The organism is Pelagibius sp., assembly GCF_028281305.1.
Classification (GTDB): Bacteria; Pseudomonadota; Alphaproteobacteria; order Kiloniellales; family Kiloniellaceae; genus Pelagibius.
This window is the reverse complement of sequence record NZ_JANQKD010000022.1, coordinates 1-25,523: the sequence shown is the minus strand read 5'-3', so window position 1 is coordinate 25,523 and position 25,523 is coordinate 1. Positions and strand designations below refer to the sequence as shown.

The window sequence follows — 25,523 nt, the reverse complement described above, 5'->3', positions numbered from 1 at the left end:
GAGAAAGGCGCTAAGCCCCTTGAAAGAGCGGCCAAAACATGATGAAAATGAGTCGCATTCTCAGTAAATCAACATACCCGGCTGGCGCCAGCGCTGCGCAAAAGCCAAAGCAAGAGAGAGATCCGCGTCGATGAGTGACGAAAGGCAGGCCGCCATGGAGGCGGGTACTGCTCCTGAAATCCTTGCCGGTGACCCTGAAAGCATGGGTGCGCGTGCCCTGGACCTGCTCCAGACCGGCGGTCCGGTGGTGGCCGTTCTTTTGGTGATGTCGGTGATCGCGCTGACCATCGTCATCTTGAAGATCTGGCAGTTCGGCTCTGTGCGCCTCGGCGAACGCCGGACGGCGCGCGAGGCCTTGCGGCTCTACCGCGCCGGCAGGTCCGATGAGGCTCTGTCCCTGACGGCGGACGCGCGAAGCCCGGTGGCGCAGGTTCTGGCGCGGGCCATTCGCGGGCAACGGCGGGGCGTCGACGAAAGCATGGTGCGCGAGGAGGTTCGGCGCTTTGGCGGCGATGTCTTGGAGTCCCTGCGGGCCGGCTTCCGGCCGCTCGAGGTGATCGCCTCCCTGGCACCGCTCCTGGGACTGTTCGGCACCGTCCTGGGCATGATCGAGGCGTTCCGTCAGTTGGAGCAGGCCGGCAGCCAGGTGAACCCGGCCATTCTCTCCGGCGGCATCTGGGAAGCGCTCTTGACCACGGCCGTCGGTCTTGCAGTCGCCATTCCGGTGGTCGTGCTTCTCAACTGGCTGGAGCGCAGGGTCGACAGCCTGGCGCACGAAATGGAAAGCATCGTCACCCAGGTCTTTACGGAAGATCTTTCAGAAAGCTTCTCGGTGCCGCTCTCCGGCTATATCGAGGAAGGGAAGCACCATGGTTCGAACCGCCTGCCCTCAGCCGCGGCGGCTGGCCGATAGGTCCGGGCGCCGCCGTGCCCTGGTCAGCCTGACGCCTCTTATCGACGTGGTCTTCATCCTTCTGGTGTTCTTCATGCTGGCCTCGAGCTTTCTGGACTGGCGCGCCATCGATCTCAGCACGCCTGCCGGGACTTCCGCCGGCGCCGCGATGGAAGGGGCGCTTCTCGTGGAGGTCCTTCCGGCGCGTCTGCGGCTCTCCGGGGAGGTCCTTTCGATCGAGACGCTGGCGACGCGGGTCACCGCACAACTGCGTGAGCGGCCGGACCGGCGGGTTCTGGTCAGGCCTGCTGAAGGTGTTGCCCTGCAACGGGTGGTGCAAATCCTCGACCGGCTGGCGGCGGTAGGGGCGACGGATGTCTCTCTGATCCGGGCGCGCTGAGGAAGCAGATGCAGTTTCAGCCGCCGCGCCCCCGAAACGACGATGAGCGAATCCTCCCGCTCATCAACATCGTTTTCCTGCTGCTGATCTTCTTCATGCTGGGGGGACGTTTCTCCGCCACCGACCCGTTCCAGATCACGCCACCTCGGTCGGTGAGCGAGGGACCGGCGGCAACGCAGGATCTCGTCGTTCAGATGGCCGCTGACGGGCGCCTGGCCGTGAACGGCACGCTTCTCGACCGGTCTGCGCTGGAGGCGCAGGTGGCGCGGCGTCTCGCTGGCGCGGAGGGCGTGCAGGTTCGGCTGAAGGCGGACGGCGGGGCCTCTGCCCTGCAGGTCGTGGCAGTGATGGAGTTGCTGCGCGAGGCAGGCGTCGAGCGGCTGCAGCTCTTGACCGTGGGGTCGGAGCCGTGATGCGGGTCGCGAAACGGCACTGGGCCTTTGCGCTCTCGGCGGCCTTGCTGCTGCATCTGGGCCTCGCCGCCGCGATTCTCTGGCAGGCGCCAACGTCCGGCGCGCGGGAGAGCGGCATCGGCGGCATCGTGGTTTCCCTCGGTCAGGCCGGTGGGGCGCCGGGCAGCCCGACGCCTACGGAGGCCGCGCTGCCGGAGGCGGAGACGGCGGCCAGTCCCGAAGAGGCCGCCGCCGTGCCGGCGGATCTCACCGCGGAGGTCCCACCCGAAGCCGCGCCCGAACCCGTGACCGAAGCGGTCGAGGTCGACGATGTGCGACCCGAAGAGACCGTGACGCCGGCGGAGCCGGTTGCGGATTTGAAAGGCGTGGAAAGCGTCAACGTACCGGCCGAAGTCGCGGCAGTCCCTGTCGAGGCCGCAGAGGCATCGCCCCCGCTCGAAACCGTGGAAGCAGCAGCGGTACCCATCGCCGTGGAGGCGGCCGCGCCCCTTGAGGCCGAAAGCGTCGAGCCGCAGCGGGAAACACGGGCCGCTGCTGTCGCCGTGCCGCCGAAGCCGCAGCGCAAGCCTGCCCCACCGCAGCGCGTCGCCGGGGAGCCGGTGCCGGCGAAGACCGTTCAGGCGGCCCAATCACCGACACCTGCGGTCAGTCAGGCTGCGCGGAAAACGGAAGTGGCCGCGCTGCCGAAAGCGGACACCACCGCAGAGACCGCAACGGTGGCACCGGCGGGCGCGGGCGGCCGCTCGGGGACCCAGGCAAGCCCGGACGCCGGCGATGCAACAGCGGCCAGCGCCGGCGGCCAGCCTGCCGCAAACACTGACTACATGGCCGAGCTTCTGGCCTGGCTGGAACGGCACAAGAAGTATCCGCGTCGTGCCCGTTTGCGGGGGCAGGAGGGGACGGCATTCATCTACTTTGTCATGGACCGCGACGGCCGGGTGCTCGACTTCAGCATCAAGCAGACCTCCGGGCACAGGGTGCTGGACCGGGAGGCGAAGGACATGATCGAGCGGGCACAGCCGCTGCCGCGGTTCCCGGACCACATGGCCGGCGCCCGGCTTGCCCTGGTGGTGCCGGTGGATTTCTCCCTCCGCTGAGCCGGGGTGGATCAGGCAGCGCTTTGGATGATCGCGTAAGGATGCGGAACAGGATTCTTACAATCGCAAGGCGTTATGAGAATGAGAGTCATTTGCAAATATGGAGAAGATGCGCTAATAGCCTTTGTTCATCAAAGACTTTCCGCTGCTTGGTCGAGGGGGAAGCCGGAGTTCATGGGGCAAAGCAAGGACCCAACGCAGAAGCCAGGAGGGCAGGTGCCGATGACGCGCTCAGTGCCGGGAGGCCGCTTTGCGGTCCGGCGCGTGTCCAGCAGCGATCTCTTCGCCGGCGCCAAGGAGGTCATCGTCACGCACGGCGGCGAGGACTATCGCCTGCGTCATACCAGCAAGGGAAAACTGATTCTGACGAAATAGCACCTGAACAGAGAACAAAGCTCATAACCATGAAGACAGCCCGGGACGATAGCGAGTCCGCCCTGCGGTTGTTGAGAGACATGACAGAGGTCCAAGCCAGCCACCGAAAGCCGCTCCGGCACATGGCAGCCAGCCAGGACGCACCTTCGCAAAGAAGGCAGCAGAGGGGGTTGGAATGGCATTGCCAAGGACGAGCTGCGCGGTGGCAGCACTTTTACTTACGGTTACGAACCCGACGGCGGTGATGGCCCAGACGGGCGAGGAGGGCGCTGCATCGCCCGGCGAGGCCGCAACGGGTGAGACGGCAGTGGGTGAGACGGCGGAAGGAACGACAGGTCAGCCGGTGCAGATGGATGCGATTTCGGTGACGGCAACGCGCAATCCGATCCGTGCTTTCGAGTATCCGGGCATGGTGACGGTGATCGACCGCGAGCAGATTCAAACTCTGCAGCCTTCGACGCCCGACGACGTCCTGCGCTTCGTGCCGAACGTCGAGTTCACCGGCGGCCCGCGCCGCACCGGCGAGGTGCCGAGCATTCGCGGCTTCGACGGTCCCGATGTGGTGATTCTCTTCGATGGCGCGCGCCAGAACTTCGGGTCGGCGCACGACGGACGCTTTTTCATCGACCCCAGCCTGCTGAAGCAGGTCGAGGTGCTGCGCGGGCCGGCCTCCTCGCTCTACGGAAGCGGCGGCACCGGCGGTGTCATTGAGTTCCGCACGGTGGATGCGGGCGACCTGCTCGCACCCGGCGAAACCCTCGGCGCCTCCGTCTCCGCCGGTTACCAGAGCGTCAACCGGGAGCAACTGGGGACCTTCACGGCCTACACCACCCCGATGGAGGGGCTGGATCTCATCGGCAGCATCACCCGGCGTGATTCCGGATCCATCGAACTCGGCGACGGAAATGAACTCGATGCGACGGACGACGAGATCATTTCCGGCCTCGTGAAGGGAAGCTACGGCTTTGCCGACCATCACCGCGTCGAAGGCTCGGTCGTCGCCTTCACCAACGATGCCGAGGAGCCGAACAACGGCCAGGATCCCGACGCCGACGATGTGGTCGACAAGGACATTCGCTCCACCACCTACCGCGCGGCCTACAGCTACAAGAACCCGGACGATAATCTCTTCGACCTGGATTTCCTGACCTACTACACAGACTCCCAGGCCGACGAGATCCGCCTCGACGACCTCGGCCTGGGGCCGACAGGTGAAGTGCTGAAGCGCGATGTCGACACCATCGGCTTCCGCCTCGACAACCGCTCCCGGGTTGAGCTTGCCGAAGACATCGCCACCACCTTCACCTACGGCGGGGAGTTCTATCGGGATGAACAGGACGGCGCAGCGGGCTCCGGGGAGCGGGACGGCGTTCCCGATGCCGATGCAGATTTCTATGGCATCTATGCGCAGGCTGAGATCACGGTGACCGAGCCTTTCGGGGTCATTCCCGGCGATCTGCTGATCATTCCCGGCATCCGCTACGACGATTTCAGTGTCTCGAGCTCGGTGGCTTCCGAGGACACCAGTGAGGACGAGGTTTCGCCTCGGATCGGTGTCAGCTACCTGCCAACCGACTGGCTCATGGTCTTCGCAAACTACGCCCACGCTTTCCGTGCGCCGACCTTCGACGAGCTGTTCCTGACCGGTGTGCACTTTCGAATCGGTCCGGGCGTCAATCGGTTCATTCCCAACCCGGACTTGAAGCCGCAGACGACACGCACTGTCGAGTTCGGCGGCGGGCTGGATTTCGATAGGGTTTTCACAAGGAACGACCGCTTCCAGGTGAAGGCCTCGCACTTCCGCATCTGGGGTGATGACTTCATCGATCTGTCGGTTAACCAGCCGGCATTCCCCGCTTGTCTGGCGGCCGGTCCCGGCGGCTGCGACGGCACGACGGAGGTGGACAATGTTTCCGAGGCGGAACTCTGGGGCACGGAGGTCGAGGCCTCCTACGAGATCGACCGCTTCCTGTTCTCCTTCGGCTTCTCCACCATCGACGGCGAAGACGCGGATACGGGCGACAAGCTGGGTTTGCTGACGCCCGACCAGTACACCCTGAACACGGCAGTCAAGCTGCCGGAGATCGACTCCATCGTTGGCTGGCGGCTGCTGGTGGCGGACACCTTCGACAAAGTCGATAACCCTGATGAGGAGCGCTCCGGCTATGCGGTCAACGATTTCTACTTCGCCTGGCAGCCCTCCGACGGACTGCTTCAGGGGCTTCGGCTCGACCTCGGCGTCGACAACGCCTTCGACAAGAACTATTCGCGGGTCTTTACCGACTCGAAAGAGGCGGGCCGCAGCTTCAAGGGTTTGGTCAGTTACTCCCTCAACTGGTGATCAGGAGGCGGCGGGTTTGCGCCGGAATGGTGTCGATATGAGCATAGGCGTCCTGCGTTGCGGTCTTCTCCGGGCGGGCTTCGCATCCCTTGTGCTGTTTTTCGCGGCACTGCCCACGCAGCCGGTCTTTGGAGAGCCAGGGGCGGAGGATAGCAGCCGGGTTGTCTCTGTCGGCGGCTCGATCACCGAGATCATCTACGCGCTGGGGGCGGGGAACCGCCTGATCGCCGTGGACAGCACCAGCCTGCATCCGCCCGAGGCGCGTGAGCATCCGGACGTCGGCTACATGCGCCGGCTTTCCGCAGAGCCGATCCTCGCCATGAAGCCAACCCTGCTGCTGGCCGTCGAGGATGCGGGACCGGCCACCGTGCTCGATCAGCTTCGCGCCGCCGGCACCAAGTTGGTCATCGTACCTGACGATCCCACGCCTGAAGGGGTCCTCCGAAAGGTAAGCGTCATTGCGGAGGCGCTCGGCCTCGAGGAGGAAGGTCAAAGGGTTTCCGATCGTCTTCGGCAGGATCTGGTGCGTCTGGGCGAAGCTGTCGAAGATGTCGAGCGCACGCCTTCGGTGCTCTTTTTGCTCTCCATCGGACGGGGCGCACCGCTGGCGGCCGGGCAGGACACCTCGGCGGCCAGCATCATCGCACTTGCCGGCGGCCGCAACGCGATCGATGCCTTCGAGGGCTATAAGCCCCTCTCTCCCGAGGCCATGGTCGGCGCCGAGCCGGACTTTCTTCTGGTGACGGATCGCACTCTGGACCTGCTTGGCGGGACGCAGGAGCTGCTCTCGCGGCCTGAGATTGCCGCGACCCCCGCTGGTCGAGAGGCAAGGTTGATCACCATGAACGGCCTGCTCCTTCTGGGCTTTGGCCCCCGCACGCCTGAGGCCATTCGCAATCTGGCGGCAGGGCTCCATCCGGAGTTGTCGATCCCCTCTTCAGCCAACTGACCCGCTGCAACGATGGAGATAGCGGTCGACATCGGCCAGGCGGCGGAACGGCAGGCGCGGCGGTCCAGATACGCCCTCGCCGTCTTCGCCACCGTTCTGCTGGCCGCTTTCTTCTTCGCGGTGGGCTACGGCGCCGTTGCCATCGCGCCTTTGGAGACGCTCGCCATTTTTCTGAGCCAGATCGGCCTCGAAGTTCTTGGCGGCTACGAAGGGGTACAGGAAATGGTGCTGCTGGCCATTCGTCTGCCCCGGGCAATCCTGGCCCTTCTGGCTGGGGCGGCCCTGGCCGTCGCCGGCGCCGCGCTGCAAGGTCTCTTTCGCAACCCCCTGGCCGATCCCGGCCTTATCGGCGTCTCCACCGGCTCGGCGCTCGCCGCGGGTACGGCCATCGTGTTTAGCGGCGCGCTGCTGGGCGTTCTTCCGGCCTGGCTGAGCGCGGCGATCCTGCCCCTGGCTGCCTTTCTCGGCGGTCTCGCCACCACCCTGGTGGTCTACCGCATCGCCAGCCGCGACGGCCGCACCGAGGTCGCCACCATGCTGCTGGCCGGTATCGCGCTCAACGCGCTGGCGGCAGCGGGGATCGGCCTGCTGGTCTTTGTGAGCGACGACCAGCAGCTCCGTGATCTGCAGTTCTGGCTGCTCGGGGGTCTTGGCGGTGTGACCTGGAACAGCCTGCTCTCTGCGGCCCCCCTGATCCTGGTGCCGACTCTTCTCCTTGCGCTGTTTTCACGTCAGCTCAACGCGCTCCTTCTCGGCGAGACGGAGGCCACCCATCTCGGCTTCGACGTGGAGCGCACCAAGCGCTTGATCATCGTGCTGGCGGCTCTTGCCGTCGGAGCATCGGTGGCGCTGACCGGGGTCATCGGTTTCATCGGTCTGGTGGTGCCGCACCTGGTGCGCTTGATGATCGGCCCGGACCACCGCACCCTGCTGCCGGCGTCGATCCTGCTGGGGGCGGCGCTGCTGCTGCTGGCCGATCTGGTCGCGCGGACCATTGTGCTGCCGGCGGAGCTGCCCGTCGGTATCCTGACGAGCTGCATCGGCGGGCCGTTCTTTCTCTGGCTGCTGATCCGCCGCCGCGGGCTGGGGATGTGGTGATGCTGAGCGCCTCGGCCCTGCGGTACCGCTACGGATCCAAGCTGATCCTCTCCGGCGTTTCCCTCTCCGTCCGGCCCGGTGAGGTGCTCGCCATCATCGGCCCGAACGGCGCCGGAAAGTCGACCCTGCTGCATCTGTTGTCCGGGGCCACAAAGCCGCAGGACGGCGACGTCAGCCTCGACGGACGGCCCCTGCGGCAGTGGCGGCCGGCGGCGCTAGCCCGGCGGCGGGCCGTCCTGCCCCAGGCGCCGCTGCTGAGCTTTCCCTTCCGCGTGCTCGACGTTGTCATGCTGGGCCGCAGTCCCTATGCCGGACAGGTGGAGCGGCAGGAGGATCTGCGGATCGCGGCGGCGGCTCTGAGAGAAGCCGATGTTGAACACCTTGCCGAGCGAATCTATCCGACGCTTTCCGGTGGCGAGCGGCAGCGGGTGCAGTTGGCCCGCGTGCTCGCCCAGGTTTGGCCGGCGGACGCGGAAGGATGCGCGGATGAGCCGGAGGCCCTCGGCAGCCGCTATCTGCTGCTCGACGAGCCCACCAACAACCTCGACATCGCCCACCAGCAGACGGCGCTGGCCGCGGCCCGGCGCCTGACCGGCCACGGTCACGGCGTGCTGACCGTCCTGCACGATCCCAACCTGGCCGCGCTCCACGCCGACCGCATCTGTATCCTGCAGGGCGGGGCGATCGTGGCCGAAGGGGCACCTGATGAAGTCATCACCGAGCGCAATCTCGAAGCCGCCTTTGGCCTGCGCGTCACGGTGATGCGCCACCCCGCCAACGGTCGTGCCGTCATGGTGCCGGCCTGATGGCGGGGAGTCTCACAGATGCCAATCACAGCAACCCCTTATCCGGATCACTGGAGGATCGAATGTACATCGCCATGAACCGCTTTCAGGTGCGCCACGGCCACGAGACCGAGTTCGAGGAGGTCTGGAAAGGCCGCGACAGCCGGTTGAAGGACGTGCCCGGCTTCGTCGAGTTTCACCTGCTCAAGGGACCCGAGCACGAGGACTACCGGCTCTACTCCTCCCACACCCTCTGGGCCTCGCGCGAGGACTTCGAAGCCTGGACGAAGTCGGAAGCCTTCCGCGAAGCCCACCGATCCGCCGGTGGAAACCGACACATGTACCTGGAAGGTCCGCACTTCGAAGGCTTCGACGTGGTCCAGCACATGAAGTAAGACGATCACGCGACGGCAACTGGGCCAGCCCGTGAGCCGTGGCCTTGTCCATATGGATCTTGATGGCTGAGGATCGCACGCTGCACTGAGAGGGCGGTCTCCAAGGCGGGGCTTCGTCGTGTCTGGCTCGCGCAGACAAAAACGAATCTATGCCCTCTAGCCGGTTTGTGGCAGCCAGGTTGCGAGCGGTGGGAACATGATCAGAAGTGCCACCAAGATCAGCGAGCAGATGATGAATGGCATGGCCGAGAGGTAGATCTCGCGCATTGTCGTATCGGACGGTGCGACGCCCTTCATCACGAAGAGCAGGAGCCCGAAGGGCGGTGTCGTAAAGCTGATCTCGAGAGCGAGCATCATGATGAGCCCGAACCAGATCGGGTCGAACCCCAGGCTCATCGCCAAGGGGAAAAAAATCGGGACGGTGAGCAGCATGATCGATATCTGCTCCATGAACATCCCAAGGATCAACAGAACTCCGAACATGACAAGGAGCATGGCGACGGGATCCAGATCGAAGCCGGTCGCCCAGGTGATCAGACCGCGGGATGCCCCGGAGAAGGCGAGGAGCTGGCTGAAGGTCGCCGATCCGAAAACGATCAGATAAGCCATGAGGGTGACCCTGAGCGCGCTGCGGACGGAGTTCTTGATGGCTTCCCAGGTCAGGCAGCGGTAGATGATCGCAAGCAAGAGAACGCCCAGGGCCCCGAAGGCGGCGGCCTCCGACGGGGTGACAATCCCGTTGATCATCATCACGACGATGAGGACCATGAGACCGATCATCGGCACCACATCGCGCAGGAGAAGACCTAGCTTCTCCGCGACGCTTTGCGGGGGAACGTCGTAGGCCGGAGCGGCCTCCGGATCGAGCCGCGTCTGAAGGTAGATCGTTCCGATATAGAGCGCTGCAAGGATAAGCCCGGGAATGATGCCGGCAATCAGAAGGGCGCCAACATCAATCTGGGCAAGCGTCGCCAGCAACACGGCCAGCGCCGATGGCGGAATGATGATTGCGAGTCCCCCGGTGCCAAGGATCGGCCCGATCGACATGTACTTCTTGTAACCGCGCTTGGTCATTTCCGGGACCATGAGGGATCCGAGAAGGGCGGTGGATCCCATCGATGAGCCGGAAAGCGTCGAAAAGCCTGTGCCGCCCAGGACCGTTACATAGCTCAGCCGTCCGGGCAGCCGTCCCAGCAGCCTGTCGATGGCCGAGAACATGCGCCCGCCAAGACCGGTGTGAAAGAAGATCTCACCCATCAGAAGAAAGAGTGGAATCGGTACCAGCGCGAACTTCGTCAGCGAGCCCCAGCCGTTGTTCAAGAGCGCAACGACCCCCCGCTCGCCCCCCATGAAGATCCATGCGCCAAGGATGTTCGCGGCGAGGAAAGCCAACGCCACTGGCATGCCGAGCGCCATCAGAATCAAAATCGAGCCGACGAGCAGCCCCAGCGCCTCGTACCACTCCATTACTCGTGGATTCCCGCTTCGCCCGAGTGCATGAGCTGCGGGCCGAATACGAAGCGCGCAAACTCGATGGCCATCACGGTGAAGGCGAGGGGGAAGCTGATGGTCAGCATCCAGCGCGGGAAGAAGTAGGCGCGCACGTCGTAATCGTTGCGTTCCACATTCGTCAGGAAAAGCTCAAGCCCGTACCAGGCCAGGATCAGAGAGACAGCGACGCAGGCGGCGGCGATGAGCCTGCTGACGATCCGCCGAAGTCCGCCGGGAAGCGCCGCCGTCACAAGCTCGATGTGGACGTGACCCTTTTCCCGGACGAGCCAGGGCGCGCCAAGCATGGTCATGTAAAGGAGCCCGTACTCGGCAGATGTGAACAACCACGCGAAAGGCTGCACCCCGAGGTTCCGCATGGCGACGGAGGTCACCACTGAAACCATAAGCCAGACGAGCGTCGCCGCCGCGATCAAGGCCATGCCATAGAGCAGCAGGTCATAGAGGCGGACTATCGGGCGCATCTGCTCTCCGGACAAAGGCTGGCCCGGACGTTCGCGCCGTCCGGGCCAGGCCTCAAGTTATTACTTGTCGGCTTCGGGATCGTAGAAGAGCTCGATCAGCCGGTCGTAGTTTGCGGTACCCATCGGATGCTCGGCCATAAGCCCCTGCATCCGCTCCCAGTTCTTCTCGCGAGCGGCAAGCAGGTAGTTGGCCTTCGCCTCGCCTTCCAGCGAGACGACCTTCATGCCTTGCGCGTCAAGGGCGGCAAAGTCCTCATCCCGCTTCGTCCGGAGCGCGTTGACGCTGTCGATCTCGTGCTGGATCGCTACGTCCTGCACGATCTTCTGGGCCTCTGGGCTCAGCGCGTTCCACCTGTCGAGGTTCACGATCACGCCAAGGTCGGTGGAGAAGAAGCAGGGCTCGATCCGGTAGTTGAGGAATTCGTTCCACTTCAGGTCGATCAGACCAATCTGGGTCCAGCCGGTTGCATCGACGACACCGCGCTGAAGGGCGGCATAGACTTCACCGGTCGGCAGGTCGATGACCTGAGCGCCGAGATAGTTCGCGAAGAAGGCGTTGTAGACGGCATTGCCGCGAAGCTTCAGGCCTTCGACTTCAAGGTTGCCGTCGGCGTCGAAGCTGGGCTCGTCCCGGGTCCAGAGGTTGTAGCACACACCGCTGTCGAACCAGCCGAGGTACTTCAGGCCCATCTTCTCCTGGTGAATCTGGTCGATCAGTTCGATGCCGCCATTCTGCCGCGTCTCGATAGCCGTCAGGTTCGATGCAACCAGCGCGTCTTTTTCGGGCAAGGCACCGCCGTAGAACGAGCCGGGCGTATAGACCATGTCGACGATTCCGTCGCGCACCGCATCTGGCTGCTGGAACATGCCGATGGCTTCGGGCCCGCCCCGGACTTCGATCTGCACAACGCCTGCGCCCGCTTCGTTCACCTTGTCGACGAAGGCCAGGAAGCTTTGGGTGTAGATCAGCGTTTCGGGGAACGCGTGGACTGCGGTGATGGTCTCCTCGGCGTAGGCCGCGCTCGCCATAGCGGTGGAGCCGGCGACGAGTCCGGCGATGAGGTTCATCTTCATGGGCGTTGTCTCCTCTTTACCCAATCGGGCAGCCCTTTGGCCTCCCTGTGAAGGGGCCGGTCTCCGGTCCCCGTGTTCATGTGCTTCCCTGCTCGTTTGCGAAGACCCATGGCGCTGCCTCTGAGTGCTTTGCCCGGAAGGCGGCGATCTGCTGTCGCCTTGCCATGGTCAGATCGATGTCGTCCCAGCCGTTGATGAGCTTCTCCCGCCAGGCGGGATCAATCTCGAAGGACCGGGTGATGCCGCCGACCGTCACGGACTGGGCTTCAAGGTCCGCCTTTGCGGGCAGCGTCTCGGCGCCCAATGCATGAAGCATCTCGTCCACAGTCTCGACGCGGGCGGGCAGTAGACCGTTGTTCACGGCATTGCTCGCGAAGATGTCGCCGAAGCTCGGCGCGACGACGACGCGGAAACCGAAATCAACAAGCGCGTAGACCGCAGCCTCGCGACTGGAGCCGCTGCCGAAGTTGCGCCGGCTGACGAGAATGGAGGCTTCCGGGTGCCGGTTGAGCGGGAAATCTGGGACCGGAGCGCCGTCGGGGTCGTACCGCAGGTCGTTCAACAGGAAGCGCCCATAGCCTTCCGACCGCGGTGTCACCATGAACCGGGCTGGGATGAGCTGGTCGGTGTCGACGCTTTCGCGGTCGAGCGCCACGGCCGGGCCGACGTGTTCGGTCCATCCGTGCATCACACGCTCCTTCCTTCAAGGAGCGGGCGGACATCGGTCAGGTGACCCGTTACGGCAGCAGCGGCGACCATCGCGGGGGACATCAGATGGGTGCGTGCACCCCGTCCCTGGCGGCCCGGGAAGTTGCGGTTCGTGCTTGAGGCGCAGCGCTTGCCGGGCGCGACGACATCGCCGTTCATTGCCACGCACATGGAGCATCCCGCACCGACCCATTCGAGCCCCGCTTCGATGAAGATCCGGTCGAGGCCCTCGGCCTCAGCCTGCGCCTTGATGACCTGCGAGCCGGGTGACACCAGCCCCGGGACCTTGGACTTTCGGCCGCTCAAGACTGCCGCGGCGGCGCGCAGGTCTTCGATACGGGCGTTGGTGCAGGAGCCGATGAAAACCTGATCGACGGCGACCTCCGAGAGGGCACGGCCCGGTGTCAGGTCCATGTAGTCGATTGCGGCGCGAACGCGGTCGGCTTTCGCGCCTTCAAGCTTGCTCGGGTCGGGCACCGCCGCAGTCACCGGCAGAGCATCCTCAGGGGACACACCCCAGGTTACGATTGGTGCGATCTCGACCGCCTCAATCGTCACTTCCCGGTCGAAGGCGGCGTCCTCGTCGGTCGGCAGGGCCGACCAGGTCTCGACGGCTTTCTCCCAAGCCGCGCCGGAGGGTGCGTGGGGGCGCCCGTTGATGTAGGCAAGGGTGGTCTCGTCCGGGGCGACCATTCCGAAGCGGGCGCCGCCTTCGATGGAAAGATTGCAGAGTGTCATGCGCCCCTCCATCGAAAGTGCGGAAACCGCTGCGCCGGCGTACTCGATCGCGTATCCACGCGCGCCGTCGGCGCCAAGCGTGGCGATCCATGCAAGGGCCAGGTCCTTGGCGCCGACACCCGGCCCCAGGGCGCCGGAGACCGTGATCCGCATCGATTTGGGTTTCTTCTGCCAGACTGTCTGGGTCGCCAGAACGTGCGCAACCTCGGTCGCGCCGATTCCGAAAGCCAGCGCCCCGAATGCACCGTGTGTTGAGGTGTGGCTGTCCCCACAGTTGATAAGCAGGCCGGGCAGCGTCAGGCCCTGCTCGGGGCCGACAACATGGACGATCCCCTGGCGGGGATCGCCGAGACCATAGTACGCAATGCCGTGCATCGAGGCGTTGCGCTCAAGCTGGGCGATCATCCTCGCGATCCCGGGATCCGGTGCCGGACCGCGGGTAGGGGCGTAGTGATCGACCACGCCCGTGGTCAAACCGGGTTCAGCAACAGGCAGTCCCCGTTCGGCGAGTTTCGCGAAAGCGTGGTGCGACCCCTCGTGCACGAGGTGCCGGTCGACCCAGAGAAGACTTGAACCATCGTCGCGGCGGTGGATCTCGTGACTGTCCCAGAGCTTGTCGAGCAGGGTCCTCATTCTTCTCGTGGCCCGATGACCGGCTCCCAGTGCCGCGCTTCGTCGGCGCCGACGCGGGTGAGACTCATCTCCAGCCTGAATAGATCCGGCCGGTAAAGCGCGGACAGGTGCTCGACCCCCCGCCCGTCCGCATCCCTGACAACACGGCGCAATGACAAGAGAGCCGAACCAACGGAAACGCCAAGGGCTTCTGCGACATCGGGTGCGGCCAGAGTGGCCGTGACCGATTGATGGGCGCTCTCGACCCGCACGCCGCTGCGTTCGAGCAGTCGAAACAGCGGTTGCGTGGCGAGATCGGCTTCGTCGTAACTGCGGGCGATGTCTTCGGGGACATGGGTCGTCAGGTGCGAAAACGGCTTGCCGTCGGAGAACCGGACGCGCACCGCGGTCTGTATCTTGCTGCTCTTGGCAAGGCCGAGCGCTGCGGCGACCCCAGCCGGCGCAGGACCGTATGAGAAGGACAGAAGCCGCGCCGTGGTCCGCTTGTCGAACTCGACGAGTTGGGGGATCAGCGTCGCGAAGTTTGCCGCAATCTGTGCATCGGCCCTGTCCCGCGGTAGAACCATGGATCCTGCGCCGGTCCGCTTCTCGATCCATCCGTCGTCTGCGAGTGCACCAAGCGCGCGCCGAACGGTAACGCGGCTGACATCAAACCTTTCCGCCAGCCGGTGTTCGCCCGGCAGCAGCGCTCCTTCGGAGTAGCGGTCATTGGCGATGTCGTCGCGCAGCAGCAAGTAGACGCGGCGCGCCTTGCCACCTTCTGGAAGTGTCGATTGCGGGTGGATGGCCACCGCCGCATTCCTCCCTTTGGACGCCCGGCGCCTCGCGTTGACGGCGTACGGGCAAGCCTGCCTGATCAGTCCTCAACATTTATTTTGACCTTTGCATAGCCCAAAACCTGTTATATGGAAAGGACATATTTTTGGGAGGATGAAAATGCCGGTTGTCGAGGCACATATTCTCGAAGGATACGGCGATGGGGAGAAGGTCCGTCTGACCTCGGCCCTGACCGACGCGGTCCGCTTTGTCGTTCCGGCACCCGACGAAGCGATCACGGTCATGCTTCATGAATATCCTGCTGAAGCCTATGCCCGCGGGGGGCGCCACCGTCAGCCCGCCCCTGCGGCTCCCGACCCGACGGTGCTTGTGAAGAACTACCTTGCTGCGATGGAAGCAAGGGATCTCGCAGCAGCCCAGGCATTCCTGGACGACGAATTCGAGACTTTCTTTCCGGGCACCCGGCCCATGAAATCCCTTGCGGAAGTCGTTGACTGGGCGAAAGGCAGATACCGCTTCGTAAAGAAGAATGGGGAAGTCGTCGAAGCCTTTCATAACGGGAGCGTCTCGGTCGTTTACGTCCGCGGCGTCCTTTTCGGGGAATGGCCCGATGGAAGCCCCTTCGACGGCATCCGCTTCATCGACCGTTTCGAAGTGAGGGAAGGCCGGATCGCCAGGCAGGAGGTCTGGAACGACATCGCGGAGGTGCGTGCGCAATGACTGAAGCCATCGACCCGATCACGCTTGCCGTTCTGGCAGGGCGCATGGAGCAGATTGCGGATGAGATGGATGCGACGTTGTTCCGAGCCGCGTTCAATCCGATTATCGCCGAGGCGCACGATGCCTCCCATGGTCTCTATCATGCCGAATCGGGCGATACGCTCGTTCAGGGCAAGTCGGGCCTTCCGATTTTCGTAGGGGTCATGTCTTTTACTGTGAAGGCCGTGATCGACAAGTCCGCCCAGGCGGGCGATCTCGCCGATGGCGACATCTATATCTTGAATGATGCGCACCTCGGGGGCACGCATCTCTCAGACATGCGGCTCGTCCGGCCCTACTTCCGGGATGGAAAGCTGTTCTGTTATCTCGCCAGTGTGGGCCATTGGCACGATGTCGGCGGCGCCGTGCCGGGGAACTACAATCCCACGGCAACGGATGCCTTTCAGGAGGCTTTCGTTCTCCCGCCCGTAAAACTCGCGCGCAAGGGCGAGATCAATCAGGACATCGTTGACATTCTGCTGCGCAACACACGTCTGCCGCAGTCGGCAATGGGCGACCTGAACGGACAGCTTGGAGCGCTCGATCTGGGCGCGAAGCGGCTTGACGAACTGCTTGACGAATATGGCTCTGATACGGTGAAGGCGGCGCTTGACGCGCTGGGCGACCGTGCCGAAAAGCTGATGCGCAGCGAACTGGCGTCCTTGCCCGACGGACGCTGGGAGGCTGTCGATTATCTCGACAATGACGGCATCACCGACACAGCGCTTCCGATCAAGGTCGCTCTCGAAATCGCCGGAGAGTCCATGACGCTGGATTTCGAGGGTACGGCCCCGGTCACCGCAGGGCCGGTCAACATCGCGCTGCCCACCGCCGTCGCCACAGCCTATGTCGCGATCAAGCACATTTTCCCGGATCTGCCTGCCAACGCCGGTGTCATGCGGCCTATCGACGTTCGCGTGCCCGAGGGATCGCTGCTTTCGGCGGAGTTCCCGGCCCCGGTCGGCGGTTATACCGAGACGATCCTGCGGATGATCGACGTTGTTTTCGCGGCGGCGTCCCAGGCTGCGCCTGACCGGGTTGTCGCAAACGCCTACGGCACGATCAACGCGCTTTCGATCGCCGGCAAGCGCGCCAATGGTCAGCCTTGGGTCATGTTCAGCTTCTATGGCGGCGGACACGGCGGCAGCATCGATAGCGACGGCCTGAACCATGGAAACGCGCCAATATCGACGGCGACGATCCCACCGATGGAGATTCTGGAGGCGGCGTATCCGGTGATGTTCCGCCAGTGGGCGCTCAGGCCTGACAGCGCCGGTGCCGGGAGGCATCGCGGCGGGCTTGGCGCGGTTTACGAGATCGAACTGCTCGAAGAGAAGGCAGAGGCGTTCCTCTTTGGCGAGCGCGGGCGTTTTGCGCCGCAAGGAACCGCTGGTGGTGGCGCAGCGGCAATGAACGTCTTTCACTATGAGCAATCGGACGGCTGGCACGCGCCGCCGCTCGCATCGAAGATGTTGGGGATCAGGCTTGAGAGAGGGCAGGCCGTTCGGCTTGAGACCCCAGGCGGCGGCGGCTATGGCGCAGCGGCCGACCGGCCCGCCAAGGCGGTCGCAAAGGACGTGGCGCTTGGCTATCTGACGCCGGAAGCCGCGACGGAGACCTACGGCGCGAGTTGGAAGGAGTTTGCGCAGTGAGCCGCATGATCGGTGTCGATGTGGGCGGTACCTTCACGGATGTCTTCGTATTGGACGAAGCCACCGGGTCCGCCGAGGCGGCAAAGGTCTCGACCACCCGTCCGGACCAGTCAGGCGGGTTTCTGGAGGGCATTGCGCGACAGGTCGACGATCTTTCGTCGGTGGCCGTCGTTGTGCACGGCACGACCGCGGGGACGAATGCCCTGCTCGAGCGCAAGGGCGCGAAGATCGGGGTTATCACGACCGAAGGCCTTCGCGATGTGCTGGAAATGCGCCGCCGCGACCGGCCCCGCACGTGGGGCCTGCGCGGAGATTTTGATCCGGTGGTCCCGCGCGATCTGCGCCTCGAAGTCCCAGAACGGACGCTGGCGGACGGTACGCTGCGCACCCCGGTCGACCTGGAGGCCGTGCGCGCCGCGGCGGAAGAACTCCTCGGCAAAGGCTGCCAGGCGGTCGCAATCCTGTTTGCCAATGCTTACGCCAATCCCGAGAACGAACAAAATGCCGTCGCGGCGGTCCGCAAGCTCTGGCCCAATCCCCATGTCAGCGCCTCTTGCGAGATCCTTCCCGAAATTCGGGAGTTCGAACGGTTCTCGACCACGGCGCTGAATGCCTACCTCCAGCCCGAAGTATCAGGCTACATCAAGCGACTGGATTCCGCCTTGTCGGAGGGCGGGTTCGGGGGCGAGTTCATGATCGTCCAGTCCAACGGCGGGGTGATGGGCACGGAGATGGCCTGCCGCCTGCCGGTGCGGACCGCTCTCTCCGGTCCGGCAGCCGGCGTTATCGCGGCAGGGCACATCGCCCGGACTGCAGGTTTCGACAACGTGATTACCGGAGACATGGGCGGCACGAGTTTCGATGTTGCCTTGATCTCGGACGGCAAGTCGATGCTCTCGCCCCAGACGTCCATCGACTTCGGCATGGTTGTGCGCACGCCGATGATCGAGATCACGACGATTGGCGCCGGCGGCGGCTCGATCGCCTGGGTGGACAAGGGAGGACTCCTGAACATCGGCCCCGAAAGCGCGGGGTCTATGCCTGGACCGGTCGCCTATGGGCAGGGCAACACCCGGCCCACGGTGACCGACGCCAATGTCGTCCTTGGCCGGATCGATCCCGATAGCCCCATTGGGGGCACGCTCGAGCGCCTGGACGTCCCGGCCGCTGCAGAGGCCATAGACACCCATGTCGGCGCAAAGCTCGGCCTCACGACGACCGAGGCAGCGGAAGCAATCCTTCGTGTGGCGAATTCGCGCATGGCCGGCGCGATCCGGCTGGTCAGCATCGAGCGTGGGTTCGATCCCAAGCGTTTTGCATTCATGCCGTTTGGCGGGGGCGGCGCGCTCCACACCGGCGCGATATTGAGCGAGGTAGGCATTGGGCGCGCAGTTGTGCCCCGCTATCCGGGCGTGACAAGCGCCATGGGCTGTGTGATTGCGGACATGCGGCAGGATTTCGTCCAAACCATCAACGCATTGACGACTGCCCTGGACGCTGGCGCGCTGGCTGAGGTGATGCAGCGGCATGTGGCCGACGGACTGGCGCTGCTGGACGCGGCTCAATCGCGCTTCGACGCTCGCGAAACGGTTTTCGAGTTCGACATGGCTTATGTGGGGCAGACCCATACGGTTTCGGTCCCGGTCGAGGTTGAGGTGCACGGCAACCGGGTTCAAGCGCTCACTATCTCCGATATCGAGAAGGCCTTCGATGCCGCCTATCACGCGACCTACGGCCGGCTTCTGCATAACGGCGCACGGCGCGTGATGAACCTGCGCACCGCGGTCATCGGCCGGCGCCCGAAGTTCGACCTGACGGCCCTTGCCCCCCGGGGCGGAAGCGTCGATGCAGCCCGCACTGGGACGCGGCGCGTACACTTCGGCGATGCATGGCACGAAACAGCGATCTTCGACCGGCTGGCCCTTCCGGTCGGCGCCGAAATCTCCGGACCAGCCATATTGGTCCAGCCCGACACCACGGTGTTGATTGACCCAGGTCTCACCGGTCGGGTCGACGCTTTTGGCAACACAATCATCGAGCCTGATGGGGCCCAAGCATGACCGACACGATCGATCCAAAACGCACAGCGCTTCTTACGATCGACCTGCAGAACGACTTTCTGCACCCGGAGGGCGCGTATGGCCGGGCGGATCAGAGGTCTGCGATGATCTCGGCCCTTCCGGAGAGGATTAAGCCGCTGGCGGACGCCCTCCGCGCCAAGGGTGGTGTCTACATCAGTGCTCAGTTCACACTGGTCCCGGGACCGGGCGGAGAGCCGCTGATTGCGCCACATCTCAAGGAACTGCGTCCATTTCTGGGCAAGGGCGACTTCGCGCCAGGGACCTTTGGCCATGCGCTTGTCGATGAGCTGGCGCCGGCCGACTACACGGTCGAAAAGGTCGCCTACTCCGCCTTCTACCAAACGCGACTCGAATACATACTGCGCGCGCTGGGCATCGACAGCCTGATCATCGGCGGCATCGTCACGAACGGGGGCGTCGCCAGCACGGTGCGGGATGCGCACCTTAGAAACCTCCACACCGTTCTGCTGTCGGATGGCTGTGCAGCCTTCAAGCAAGAGGTGCACGATGCAACGCTGATCTCGCTTGGATCGATCACTCCGGTTCAAACCTGCGCCGAGGTTCTGGAGGAGCTGACATGAGCCTGCGATCCAGACTTGAGGACAAGAGCATACTGACCGCCCCCGGCGTCTATGACGGGCTGACGGCGGCAATTGCCGAAGACGCCGGGTTCGAAGCTCTTTATCTGTCGGGAGCCGCCATTGCCTATACCCGTCTCGGGCGCCCCGACATTGGCCTGACGTCGGTGTCCGAGATGGCCGATACAATGGCGCTGATCCGCGACCGCGTGTCCCTGCCGGTCATCATCGATGCGGATACAGGCTTCGGCAATGCCCTGAACGCGCAACGTACGATGCGGCTTTACGAACGCGCGGGCGCGAGCGCGCTGCAGATAGAAGATCAGACATTCCCCAAGCGCTGCGGGCACTTGTCGGACAAGTCGCTTGTCCCCGTTGGCGAGATGGCAGGAAAGATCGCCGCGATGGCCGACGCCCGCGCGTCCGAGGAGACGCTGGTCATTGCCAGGACGGATGCGATCGCGGTCGAAGGGTTTGACCAGGCCATTGCACGGGCGGAGGCCTATGTCGCAGCGGGCGCCGACGTCCTTTTCGTCGAGGCGCCGCGATCCGGCGACGAGCTGCAGAAGGTGGCCAGCCATTTCGGTGATCGCGTTCCCTTGCTGGCCAATATGGTTGAGGGCGGAGCGACGCCTCTGCAGAGCGCGGCCGACCTCGAGGCGCTGGGCTACTCCATCGTCATCTTTCCCGGCGGCATCGTCCGGGCTCTGGCCAGGACGGCGGCGGACTACTATGCCAGTCTCCGCGAAAACGGGTCCAACCGGCCCTTCGCTGAGCGGATGTACGACTTCGACGGCTTGAATCAGCGGATCGGAACCGACGCGATGCTGGCTCTTGGCAGGCGATACGAGCCTGGCTGAGAATGTGCGTCCGTCCGACCCCTGAAACAGGCTTTGATCTTGAAGTGCCTGTGCTGATCATCGGTGCGGGGGCGGGCGGCATGGTTGCGGCCCTTTCGGCGCTGGATTCTGGCGGCGAGATCCTTGTGGTCGAGGCCGACGCCGTGCCATCCGGCTCGACCGCGCTTTCGGCGGGCCTCATACCCGGGGCGGGCACCCGGTTTCAGGCGGCGGCAGGAATCGATGACAACGCCGACCGTTTTGCCGGTGACATCCAGGAGAAGGCCAAGGGCGAGAACCCGCAGGAGCTGGTGAATCTGCTCGCCTCAAAGGCGGGGCCGGTTGTCGATTGGCTGGCCGATCGCTTCGATTTTCCCTTCTCTGTCGTGACGGATTTCGACTATCCTGGCCATTCCCGGCGCCGCATGCATGGGTTGCCGAGCCGGGCCGGGCGCGAGCTGGTGGATCGTCTGCGTGCCGCCTGTGAAACCAACGGCGTCGACATCGTCTGCAACCGGCGCGCTGTGACCCTCTTTCGAGAGGGCGACCGTATCACCGGCGTCGAGGTCGAGAGCCCTGAAGGTCTTGAGCGGATCGGCTGCGAGACACTGATCCTTGCGTGCAACGGATTTGGCGGCAACCGCGAGATGGTGGCCCGATTCATGCCGGAGATCGAGACCGCCCTCTGGTTCGGACATGACGGCAACAAGGGCGACGCGGTGGCCTGGGGCGAGGCGCTGGGCGCCGATCGCCTGCATCTCGGTGCCTACCAAGGGCACGGGAACGTCGCGACTCCGCACGGGATTCTGATCACCTGGGCCGTGATCACCGCAGGCGGCGTTCAAGTGAACATCGAGGGCAAGAGGTTCTGGGACGAAAGTCAGGGGTACTCCGAAGCAGCCCGGGCGGTCCTCGGGCAGCCGGAGGGCATCGCCTGGACCATCTTTGACGAGCGTATTGCCGGCGTTGCGCGCCAGTTTGAGGACTTTAAGCACGCCGAGGCGGCGGGTGCGATCAGGACCGCCGAGACAGTCGAGGCGCTGGCGGAATCCTGCAAGCTTCCGCCAGCGGCGCTTGCAACGACACTCGCAGCGATCCCCAGTGCCGGCGCGGACCCGTTTGGCCGGAGTTTTGCCGGTGCGCGGCTCAACGCTCCCTATCACGCAGTCAAGGTCACCGGTGCGCTGTTTCACACGCAAGGCGGGCTGAACGTGACGCCCGAGGCCCGCGTCAAACGTCCCGATGGCACGGCTTTTCCCAATCTGTTTGCCGCCGGCGGTGCTGCCGTCGGTGTCTCGGGCACAGGCGACAGTGGATATCTCTCGGGGAACGGCCTGTTGTCGGCGGTTGTGCTTGGATTCATCGCCGGCCAGCGGGCGGCCCTCGACACGGAAAAGCAGCTTCCTCATGCCTGATGGGGATGGGGGTCAAGGATCCTCTCCCACCACCTGACCGCACCGCATCGGCAAAGACTCGAGCACAGCCCCACGGAAACGCAGGGCGACCAATTGCGCGGGCCGCCTTCGACCGGCCCAAGCACTGGGAATGGGGAGTGCATAGGTACAGCACGGAATCAGGGTGTGGCCAGATTCATCAAACCAGAAGCCGGGAGGCCGACCGACGAGCGAACCCGATCGAGATGAAGACTGCGTGTGACCGATTGCCATCGGGCCATTCGTAGTGCGGTCGATCAGATCGGACCATAATGGTAGCCGCCGGGCTCTTTGAGGATCATTGCAGTTCACGCTCCGCCTGCTCGAACCAGCCGATTACACGCGCAAGATGGGCCTCTCCCCAGGTCGCAATGAACTTCTGAGTGTGATGGTCGGCGGGGTTGCGAAGCGCCGCGAGACGTTCTTCGGCATAGGTCTGGGTGAGCGGGATGCGGCAAAGCACGGTGATGCAATGCTTCCAGTCGTCGTAAGTCGTCAGAGACTGCATCACGGTCACCTTGCCGCAGCTTCTGCAAGCTGCTCCTTGTCATCGCTCTGCCCCCCAACCGGCGGAAGGGTCACGGGAGAGCTTGTGCTGCGAAGCGCTTCGGTTTCGAGCCGAACCATGGCTTCGCGTACCCTGATGGTTTCGGTATCGTTGCGGCCGATCCGGCGGAACGACACGGTGCCGTCTTTCGCCTCGCGTTTGCCCACAATCAGGAGCGCCGGGACTTTGGCCAGGCTGTGCTCGCGGATCTTGTAGCCTATCTTCTCGTTCCTCAGATCGGTCTCGATCCGCAGGCCAAGAGACGTGAGTTGGGCAGCGACCTCGCTGGCATAGGAGTCGGAGTCGGAAGTGATCGTCGCGACGACGGCCTGGAGCGGCGCCAGCCAGAGCGGAAGCTTGCCCGCATAATGCTCCAGAAGGATGCCCGTGAACCGCTCCAGCGAGCCGAACAGGGCCCGGTGCAGCATCACGGGGGTGTGCTTCTCGCCATCGGCGCCAACGTAAAAGGCGCTAAGCCGCTCAGGCAGATTGAGGTCGACTTGCAGCGTGCCGCACTGCCAGTCGCGGCCGATGGCGTCCCGCAGAACGAACTCCAGCTTCGGTCCGTAGAACGCACCTTCGCCGGGATTGGTGGTGTAGGCAAGTCCGGTCGCCTCGACCGCCGCCTGCAGGGCCGCCTCGGACTTGTCCCAGATTGCATCCGAGCCAATGCGCTTCTGAGGTCGGTCGGAGAACTTGACAAGTACATCTTCGAAACCGAAATCGCGGTAGATGCTCAGGATGAGTTGGCAAACGATACGACACTCCTGGGTGATCTGTTCTTCCGTGCAGAAGATGTGAGCGTCATCCTGAGTGAAAGCGCGCAGGCGCATGAGCCCGTGCAGGGCACCCGATGGCTCGAACCGGTGAACCTTGCCGAACTCGGCAATGCGAAGGGGTAGATCGCGGTAGCTCCTGATCCCCTGCTTGTAGACCTGGACCCCGCCGGGGCAGTTCATCGGCTTCAGGGCAAAGACACGGTCCTCTTTTGCTTCGGTGGTGAACATGTTTTCGCCGAATTTATCCCAATGGCCCGACTGCTCCCACAAGCTCCGCTCCATAATGTCCGGCGTGTTGATCTCGACGTAGCCGGCCCTGGTCTGACGCTGGCGCATGTAGTCGATGAGGGTCTGGAACAGTGTCCAGCCCTTCGGGTGCCAGAAGACCGCACCTGGCGCTTTCTCCTGGAAATGAAACAGGTCCATCTCGCGGCCGAGCTTTCGGTGATCGCGCTTCTCGGCTTCTTCAAGCTGCCGCAGATAGGCATCGAGCTCAGCCTGGTCGCGCCATGCAGTACCATAGATCCGCTGCAGCATCGGATTGCGATGGTCGCCGCGCCAATAAGCGCCGGCGACCTTCAGCAGCTTAAAGGCGGTACCGAGCTTGCCTGTCGAAGGCAGGTGTGGACCGCGGCAGAGGTCGCAGAACTTTCCCTGGCGATAGACGCTCAAGGTCTCGGTTTCCGGTATATCGGCAATAATCTCGGCCTTATAGCGCTCGCCCGTGGATTCGAAATAGCGGATCGCGTCGTCGCGCTGCCACAGCTCGCGCTCGATCACCTCGTCCCGCGCAACGATCTCCCGCATGCGTTCCTCGATCCGCCCGAGGTCTTCTGGCGTGAACGATGTCTCGCGCGCGAAGTCGTAGTAGAACCCGTTCTCAATCGTCGGGCCGATGGTGACCTGGGTCTCCGGATAGAGCTCCTTGACGGCTTGGGCCATGACATGCGCTGCGTCATGCCTCAGCAACTCGAGCGCTTCGGGCTGTTCGTCGATCACGATCTCGACCTCGGCATCGTCTTCGATCAGCGTGTTGAGGTCGCACAAGACGCCATTGATCCTCAGAGCCAATGCCCTATCGGCGATCGTGCCGCCTAAACGGACCGCGATCTCTGTGCCACGAACGGGGCCGTCATGGCTCTGAACGCCGCCTTTCAAGACAATCTGTATCATGACAGTGACCTCAAGGGACCGAGAAGACGCTAGGGAGTTGAACTGCCGTCAACCTGGGCAGTGCATATCGTCGACGGATCAGCCCAATCAGGCGCGAGGGCGGGATCTGGGTCATGTCCGAACGTCCTGTTCGATATTCACGACGGCGGACCGCTCCCCTGAGCGCTCCGGGCGCAGCTCCGCAATCGCGTATTGCAGCGCATCGAAGGGAAGCAGCGCCGAGCTGTGGCGGCTTCGGAAGTCGGCCACCGGCAGGAACGGCTCGAGCTCAGCCCAAGGCCCTGGTGGAGGGAACCTCTTTTCCCGGAGAACGGCGCGCATAATCCCTGCGCCCTCGTCCACCTTGTTGATCGTCAGGCCAACGACGACCCGCGCAACGACGGAGGCGACCGCTTGCCCGATGACACAGGCTCTAACCTCTTGGGTATAGTCGGTAATGACATCGTCATTGAGTTTGAGATCGATTGTGATGCGACTACCGCAAAGCCGGCTATGCGCGGTTGCCGATGCGTCGGGAGCCGCCAGCCTGCCAACCCGGGGTATCGACGCGGCAAGCCGCAGGATCTGCTTGTTGTAGAGATCGAGATCCATCATGCGCTTCCCCCGGCATGGGTGTCCGAGACATGCGCCATGGCGCGTGCGCGAGTGCGCGCAAGCAGGAGCGAGAGACCGTTTGTCCGATGCGGCGAAAGGTGCTCGCCGAACCAGATAGCCGGAACGAAGGTCTCGTTCCGGCGTGTCAGAGAGTTGGTTCGAATGAGGGGCATCTCACTTGCTGTCTTCCAACTGAGCCACGTCGGCTTGCCCGCTGTCTCCGACACCATTCCGCTGCACCGGCTGCTCCACGCTTTCCGGCCCGGCCGTGAATATCTTCAGCGTGTTCCGCAGTGCCGTCTCGTCGAGACCGCGCGTGATAAAGACGATGCGGGTGCGCTTGTCCTTACCCGGCCATTTCTTGAGCATGACCGGCGGGTGAAAAATGTGCTGCACGCCATGGACCACGAACGGGCCTTTCAGGCCCTGGATATTGACGA

The 25,523-nt window shown here is 64.0% G+C and carries 26 protein-coding genes; 16 read left to right on the top strand and 10 right to left on the bottom strand.

Translation table 11 applies throughout. The features are described from left to right. The first annotated feature begins 130 nt into the window (after positions 1–130). The 10 genes from Q0982_RS05525 (at position 131) to Q0982_RS05480 (ending at position 8,745) form a co-directional block, all read left to right on the top strand. Positions 131–913: a MotA/TolQ/ExbB proton channel family protein gene (locus tag Q0982_RS05525; RefSeq protein ID WP_299392685.1), complete on the top strand. Its 783-nt coding sequence runs from the start codon at positions 131–133 to the stop codon at positions 911–913. Beyond that, the gene (locus Q0982_RS05520) at positions 870–1,292 is read left to right on the top strand and encodes a biopolymer transporter ExbD (protein WP_299392683.1); all 423 of its coding nucleotides are present in this window, start codon (positions 870–872) and stop codon (positions 1,290–1,292) included. The genes Q0982_RS05525 and Q0982_RS05520 overlap by 44 nt, the downstream gene beginning before the upstream one ends. An 8-nt stretch (positions 1,293–1,300) precedes the next feature. Further along, positions 1,301–1,705 (top strand): biopolymer transporter ExbD, encoded by a 405-nt coding sequence (locus Q0982_RS05515; RefSeq protein WP_299392680.1) that lies wholly within the window; start codon positions 1,301–1,303, stop codon positions 1,703–1,705. Further along, complete coding sequence (locus Q0982_RS05510; RefSeq protein ID WP_299392678.1) at positions 1,705–2,802, top strand: energy transducer TonB; 1,098 nt, start codon at positions 1,705–1,707, stop codon at positions 2,800–2,802. Before Q0982_RS05515 ends, Q0982_RS05510 begins: the two co-directional genes overlap by 1 nt. A gap of 222 nt (positions 2,803–3,024) precedes the next feature. Further along, on the top strand, positions 3,025–3,177 hold the full coding sequence (hemP, locus tag Q0982_RS05505; RefSeq protein ID WP_299392676.1) for a hemin uptake protein HemP: 153 nt from the start codon (positions 3,025–3,027) through the stop codon (positions 3,175–3,177). A 202-nt stretch (positions 3,178–3,379) separates the two neighbouring features. Beyond that, positions 3,380–5,518 (top strand): TonB-dependent hemoglobin/transferrin/lactoferrin family receptor, encoded by a 2,139-nt coding sequence (locus Q0982_RS05500; RefSeq protein ID WP_299392674.1) that lies wholly within the window; start codon positions 3,380–3,382, stop codon positions 5,516–5,518. A gap of 37 nt (positions 5,519–5,555) precedes the next feature. Continuing rightward, positions 5,556–6,467 carry a hemin ABC transporter substrate-binding protein gene (locus tag Q0982_RS05495; protein ID WP_299392671.1) on the top strand — a complete coding sequence of 304 codons (912 nt, stop codon included), beginning with the start codon at positions 5,556–5,558 and terminating at the stop codon, positions 6,465–6,467. Positions 6,468–6,479: 12 nt separating this feature from the next. Beyond that, entirely contained in the window at positions 6,480–7,565 is a 1,086-nt protein-coding gene (locus Q0982_RS05490; RefSeq protein ID WP_299392669.1) for an iron ABC transporter permease, read from the top strand. Further along, positions 7,565–8,371 (top strand): heme ABC transporter ATP-binding protein, encoded by an 807-nt coding sequence (locus Q0982_RS05485; RefSeq protein ID WP_299392667.1) that lies wholly within the window; start codon positions 7,565–7,567, stop codon positions 8,369–8,371. The genes Q0982_RS05490 and Q0982_RS05485 overlap by 1 nt, the downstream gene beginning before the upstream one ends. Before the next feature lie 62 nt (positions 8,372–8,433). After that, positions 8,434–8,745, top strand: coding sequence for an antibiotic biosynthesis monooxygenase (locus tag Q0982_RS05480; protein WP_299392666.1), 312 nt, complete (start codon positions 8,434–8,436; stop codon positions 8,743–8,745). Positions 8,746–8,901: 156 nt separating this feature from the next. Here the strand turns inward: Q0982_RS05480 and Q0982_RS05475 are convergent, their stop codons facing one another. From Q0982_RS05475 to Q0982_RS05450, 6 genes are all read right to left on the bottom strand, one after another. Further along, a complete protein-coding gene (locus Q0982_RS05475) occupies positions 8,902–10,212 on the bottom strand; it encodes a TRAP transporter large permease subunit (protein ID WP_299392663.1) in 1,311 nt (436 codons plus the stop codon). After that, entirely contained in the window at positions 10,212–10,718 is a 507-nt protein-coding gene (locus Q0982_RS05470; protein ID WP_299392661.1) for a TRAP transporter small permease, read from the bottom strand. Before Q0982_RS05470 ends, Q0982_RS05475 begins: the two co-directional genes overlap by 1 nt. Before the next feature lie 60 nt (positions 10,719–10,778). Beyond that, a complete protein-coding gene (gene dctP, locus Q0982_RS05465) occupies positions 10,779–11,792 on the bottom strand; it encodes a TRAP transporter substrate-binding protein DctP (protein ID WP_299392658.1) in 1,014 nt (337 codons plus the stop codon). A gap of 76 nt (positions 11,793–11,868) precedes the next feature. Beyond that, positions 11,869–12,480, bottom strand: coding sequence for a 3-isopropylmalate dehydratase small subunit (gene leuD, locus Q0982_RS05460; protein WP_299392655.1), 612 nt, complete (start codon positions 12,478–12,480; stop codon positions 11,869–11,871). Further along, entirely contained in the window at positions 12,480–13,871 is a 1,392-nt protein-coding gene (leuC, locus tag Q0982_RS05455; RefSeq protein WP_299392653.1) for a 3-isopropylmalate dehydratase large subunit, read from the bottom strand. The genes leuD and leuC overlap by 1 nt, the downstream gene beginning before the upstream one ends. Next, positions 13,868–14,662, bottom strand: a complete 795-nt coding sequence (locus Q0982_RS05450) for a GntR family transcriptional regulator (protein ID WP_299392652.1) — start codon at positions 14,660–14,662, stop codon at positions 13,868–13,870. The genes leuC and Q0982_RS05450 overlap by 4 nt, the downstream gene beginning before the upstream one ends. Positions 14,663–14,807: 145 nt before the next feature. Here Q0982_RS05450 and Q0982_RS05445 point away from each other — a divergent pair, with 145 nt between their 5' ends. The 6 genes from Q0982_RS05445 to Q0982_RS05420 are packed head-to-tail and all read left to right on the top strand — an operon-like array spanning position 14,808 to position 21,972. Further along, positions 14,808–15,368 carry a nuclear transport factor 2 family protein gene (locus Q0982_RS05445; protein WP_299392650.1) on the top strand — a complete coding sequence of 187 codons (561 nt, stop codon included), beginning with the start codon at positions 14,808–14,810 and terminating at the stop codon, positions 15,366–15,368. Then, complete coding sequence (locus tag Q0982_RS05440; RefSeq protein WP_299392648.1) at positions 15,365–17,059, top strand: hydantoinase B/oxoprolinase family protein; 1,695 nt, start codon at positions 15,365–15,367, stop codon at positions 17,057–17,059. Before Q0982_RS05445 ends, Q0982_RS05440 begins: the two co-directional genes overlap by 4 nt. A gap of 5 nt (positions 17,060–17,064) precedes the next feature. Continuing rightward, a complete protein-coding gene (locus Q0982_RS05435) occupies positions 17,065–19,119 on the top strand; it encodes a hydantoinase/oxoprolinase family protein (RefSeq protein ID WP_299392855.1) in 2,055 nt (684 codons plus the stop codon). Beyond that, on the top strand, positions 19,116–19,721 hold the full coding sequence (locus Q0982_RS05430; RefSeq protein ID WP_299392646.1) for a cysteine hydrolase family protein: 606 nt from the start codon (positions 19,116–19,118) through the stop codon (positions 19,719–19,721). Before Q0982_RS05435 ends, Q0982_RS05430 begins: the two co-directional genes overlap by 4 nt. Then, the gene (locus Q0982_RS05425; RefSeq protein WP_299392644.1) at positions 19,718–20,578 is read left to right on the top strand and encodes an oxaloacetate decarboxylase; all 861 of its coding nucleotides are present in this window, start codon (positions 19,718–19,720) and stop codon (positions 20,576–20,578) included. Before Q0982_RS05430 ends, Q0982_RS05425 begins: the two co-directional genes overlap by 4 nt. Positions 20,579–20,622: 44 nt before the next feature. Continuing rightward, a complete protein-coding gene (locus Q0982_RS05420) occupies positions 20,623–21,972 on the top strand; it encodes an FAD-binding protein (protein WP_322096958.1) in 1,350 nt (449 codons plus the stop codon). 316 nt (positions 21,973–22,288) lie between these two features. Here Q0982_RS05420 and Q0982_RS05415 read toward each other — a convergent pair whose 3' ends face one another. The 4 genes from Q0982_RS05415 to Q0982_RS05400 all read right to left on the bottom strand — a co-directional run. Then, a complete protein-coding gene (locus tag Q0982_RS05415; protein ID WP_299392639.1) occupies positions 22,289–22,498 on the bottom strand; it encodes a hypothetical protein in 210 nt (69 codons plus the stop codon). A 5-nt stretch (positions 22,499–22,503) separates the two neighbouring features. Next, positions 22,504–24,489 (bottom strand): threonine--tRNA ligase, encoded by a 1,986-nt coding sequence (gene thrS, locus Q0982_RS05410; RefSeq protein ID WP_299392636.1) that lies wholly within the window; start codon positions 24,487–24,489, stop codon positions 22,504–22,506. Positions 24,490–24,600: 111 nt separating this feature from the next. Continuing rightward, positions 24,601–25,083: an iron-sulfur cluster assembly scaffold protein gene (locus Q0982_RS05405; RefSeq protein WP_299392635.1), complete on the bottom strand. Its 483-nt coding sequence runs from the start codon at positions 25,081–25,083 to the stop codon at positions 24,601–24,603. Positions 25,084–25,257: 174 nt separating this feature from the next. Further along, positions 25,258–25,523, bottom strand: a 266-nt coding sequence (locus Q0982_RS05400) for a GTP-binding protein (RefSeq protein ID WP_299392632.1), incomplete at its 5' end; no start/stop codon positions are given.

Coding starts and splice junctions, on each gene's coding strand:
- Q0982_RS05435 (WP_299392855.1), top strand. CDS start 17,065: ATGATCGGTGTCGATGTGGGCGGTACCTTCACGGATGTCTTCGTATTG.
- Q0982_RS05425 (WP_299392644.1), top strand. CDS start 19,718: ATGAGCCTGCGATCCAGACTTGAGGACAAGAGCATACTGACCGCCCCC.
- Q0982_RS05520 (WP_299392683.1), top strand. CDS start 870: ATGGTTCGAACCGCCTGCCCTCAGCCGCGGCGGCTGGCCGATAGGTCC.
- Q0982_RS05515 (WP_299392680.1), top strand. CDS start 1,301: ATGCAGTTTCAGCCGCCGCGCCCCCGAAACGACGATGAGCGAATCCTC.
- Q0982_RS05415 (WP_299392639.1), bottom strand. CDS start 22,498: ATGCAGTCTCTGACGACTTACGACGACTGGAAGCATTGCATCACCGTG.
- Q0982_RS05525 (WP_299392685.1), top strand. CDS start 131: ATGAGTGACGAAAGGCAGGCCGCCATGGAGGCGGGTACTGCTCCTGAA.
- Q0982_RS05475 (WP_299392663.1), bottom strand. CDS start 10,212: ATGGAGTGGTACGAGGCGCTGGGGCTGCTCGTCGGCTCGATTTTGATT.
- dctP (WP_299392658.1), bottom strand. CDS start 11,792: ATGAAGATGAACCTCATCGCCGGACTCGTCGCCGGCTCCACCGCTATG.
- leuC (WP_299392653.1), bottom strand. CDS start 13,871: ATGAGGACCCTGCTCGACAAGCTCTGGGACAGTCACGAGATCCACCGC.
- Q0982_RS05430 (WP_299392646.1), top strand. CDS start 19,116: ATGACCGACACGATCGATCCAAAACGCACAGCGCTTCTTACGATCGAC.
- Q0982_RS05445 (WP_299392650.1), top strand. CDS start 14,808: ATGCCGGTTGTCGAGGCACATATTCTCGAAGGATACGGCGATGGGGAG.
- Q0982_RS05495 (WP_299392671.1), top strand. CDS start 5,556: ATGAGCATAGGCGTCCTGCGTTGCGGTCTTCTCCGGGCGGGCTTCGCA.
- Q0982_RS05510 (WP_299392678.1), top strand. CDS start 1,705: ATGCGGGTCGCGAAACGGCACTGGGCCTTTGCGCTCTCGGCGGCCTTG.
- Q0982_RS05405 (WP_299392635.1), bottom strand. CDS start 25,083: ATGATGGATCTCGATCTCTACAACAAGCAGATCCTGCGGCTTGCCGCG.
- thrS (WP_299392636.1), bottom strand. CDS start 24,489: ATGATACAGATTGTCTTGAAAGGCGGCGTTCAGAGCCATGACGGCCCC.
- hemP (WP_299392676.1), top strand. CDS start 3,025: ATGACGCGCTCAGTGCCGGGAGGCCGCTTTGCGGTCCGGCGCGTGTCC.
- Q0982_RS05485 (WP_299392667.1), top strand. CDS start 7,565: ATGCTGAGCGCCTCGGCCCTGCGGTACCGCTACGGATCCAAGCTGATC.
- leuD (WP_299392655.1), bottom strand. CDS start 12,480: ATGCACGGATGGACCGAACACGTCGGCCCGGCCGTGGCGCTCGACCGC.
- Q0982_RS05440 (WP_299392648.1), top strand. CDS start 15,365: ATGACTGAAGCCATCGACCCGATCACGCTTGCCGTTCTGGCAGGGCGC.
- Q0982_RS05470 (WP_299392661.1), bottom strand. CDS start 10,718: ATGCGCCCGATAGTCCGCCTCTATGACCTGCTGCTCTATGGCATGGCC.
- Q0982_RS05480 (WP_299392666.1), top strand. CDS start 8,434: ATGTACATCGCCATGAACCGCTTTCAGGTGCGCCACGGCCACGAGACC.
- Q0982_RS05490 (WP_299392669.1), top strand. CDS start 6,480: ATGGAGATAGCGGTCGACATCGGCCAGGCGGCGGAACGGCAGGCGCGG.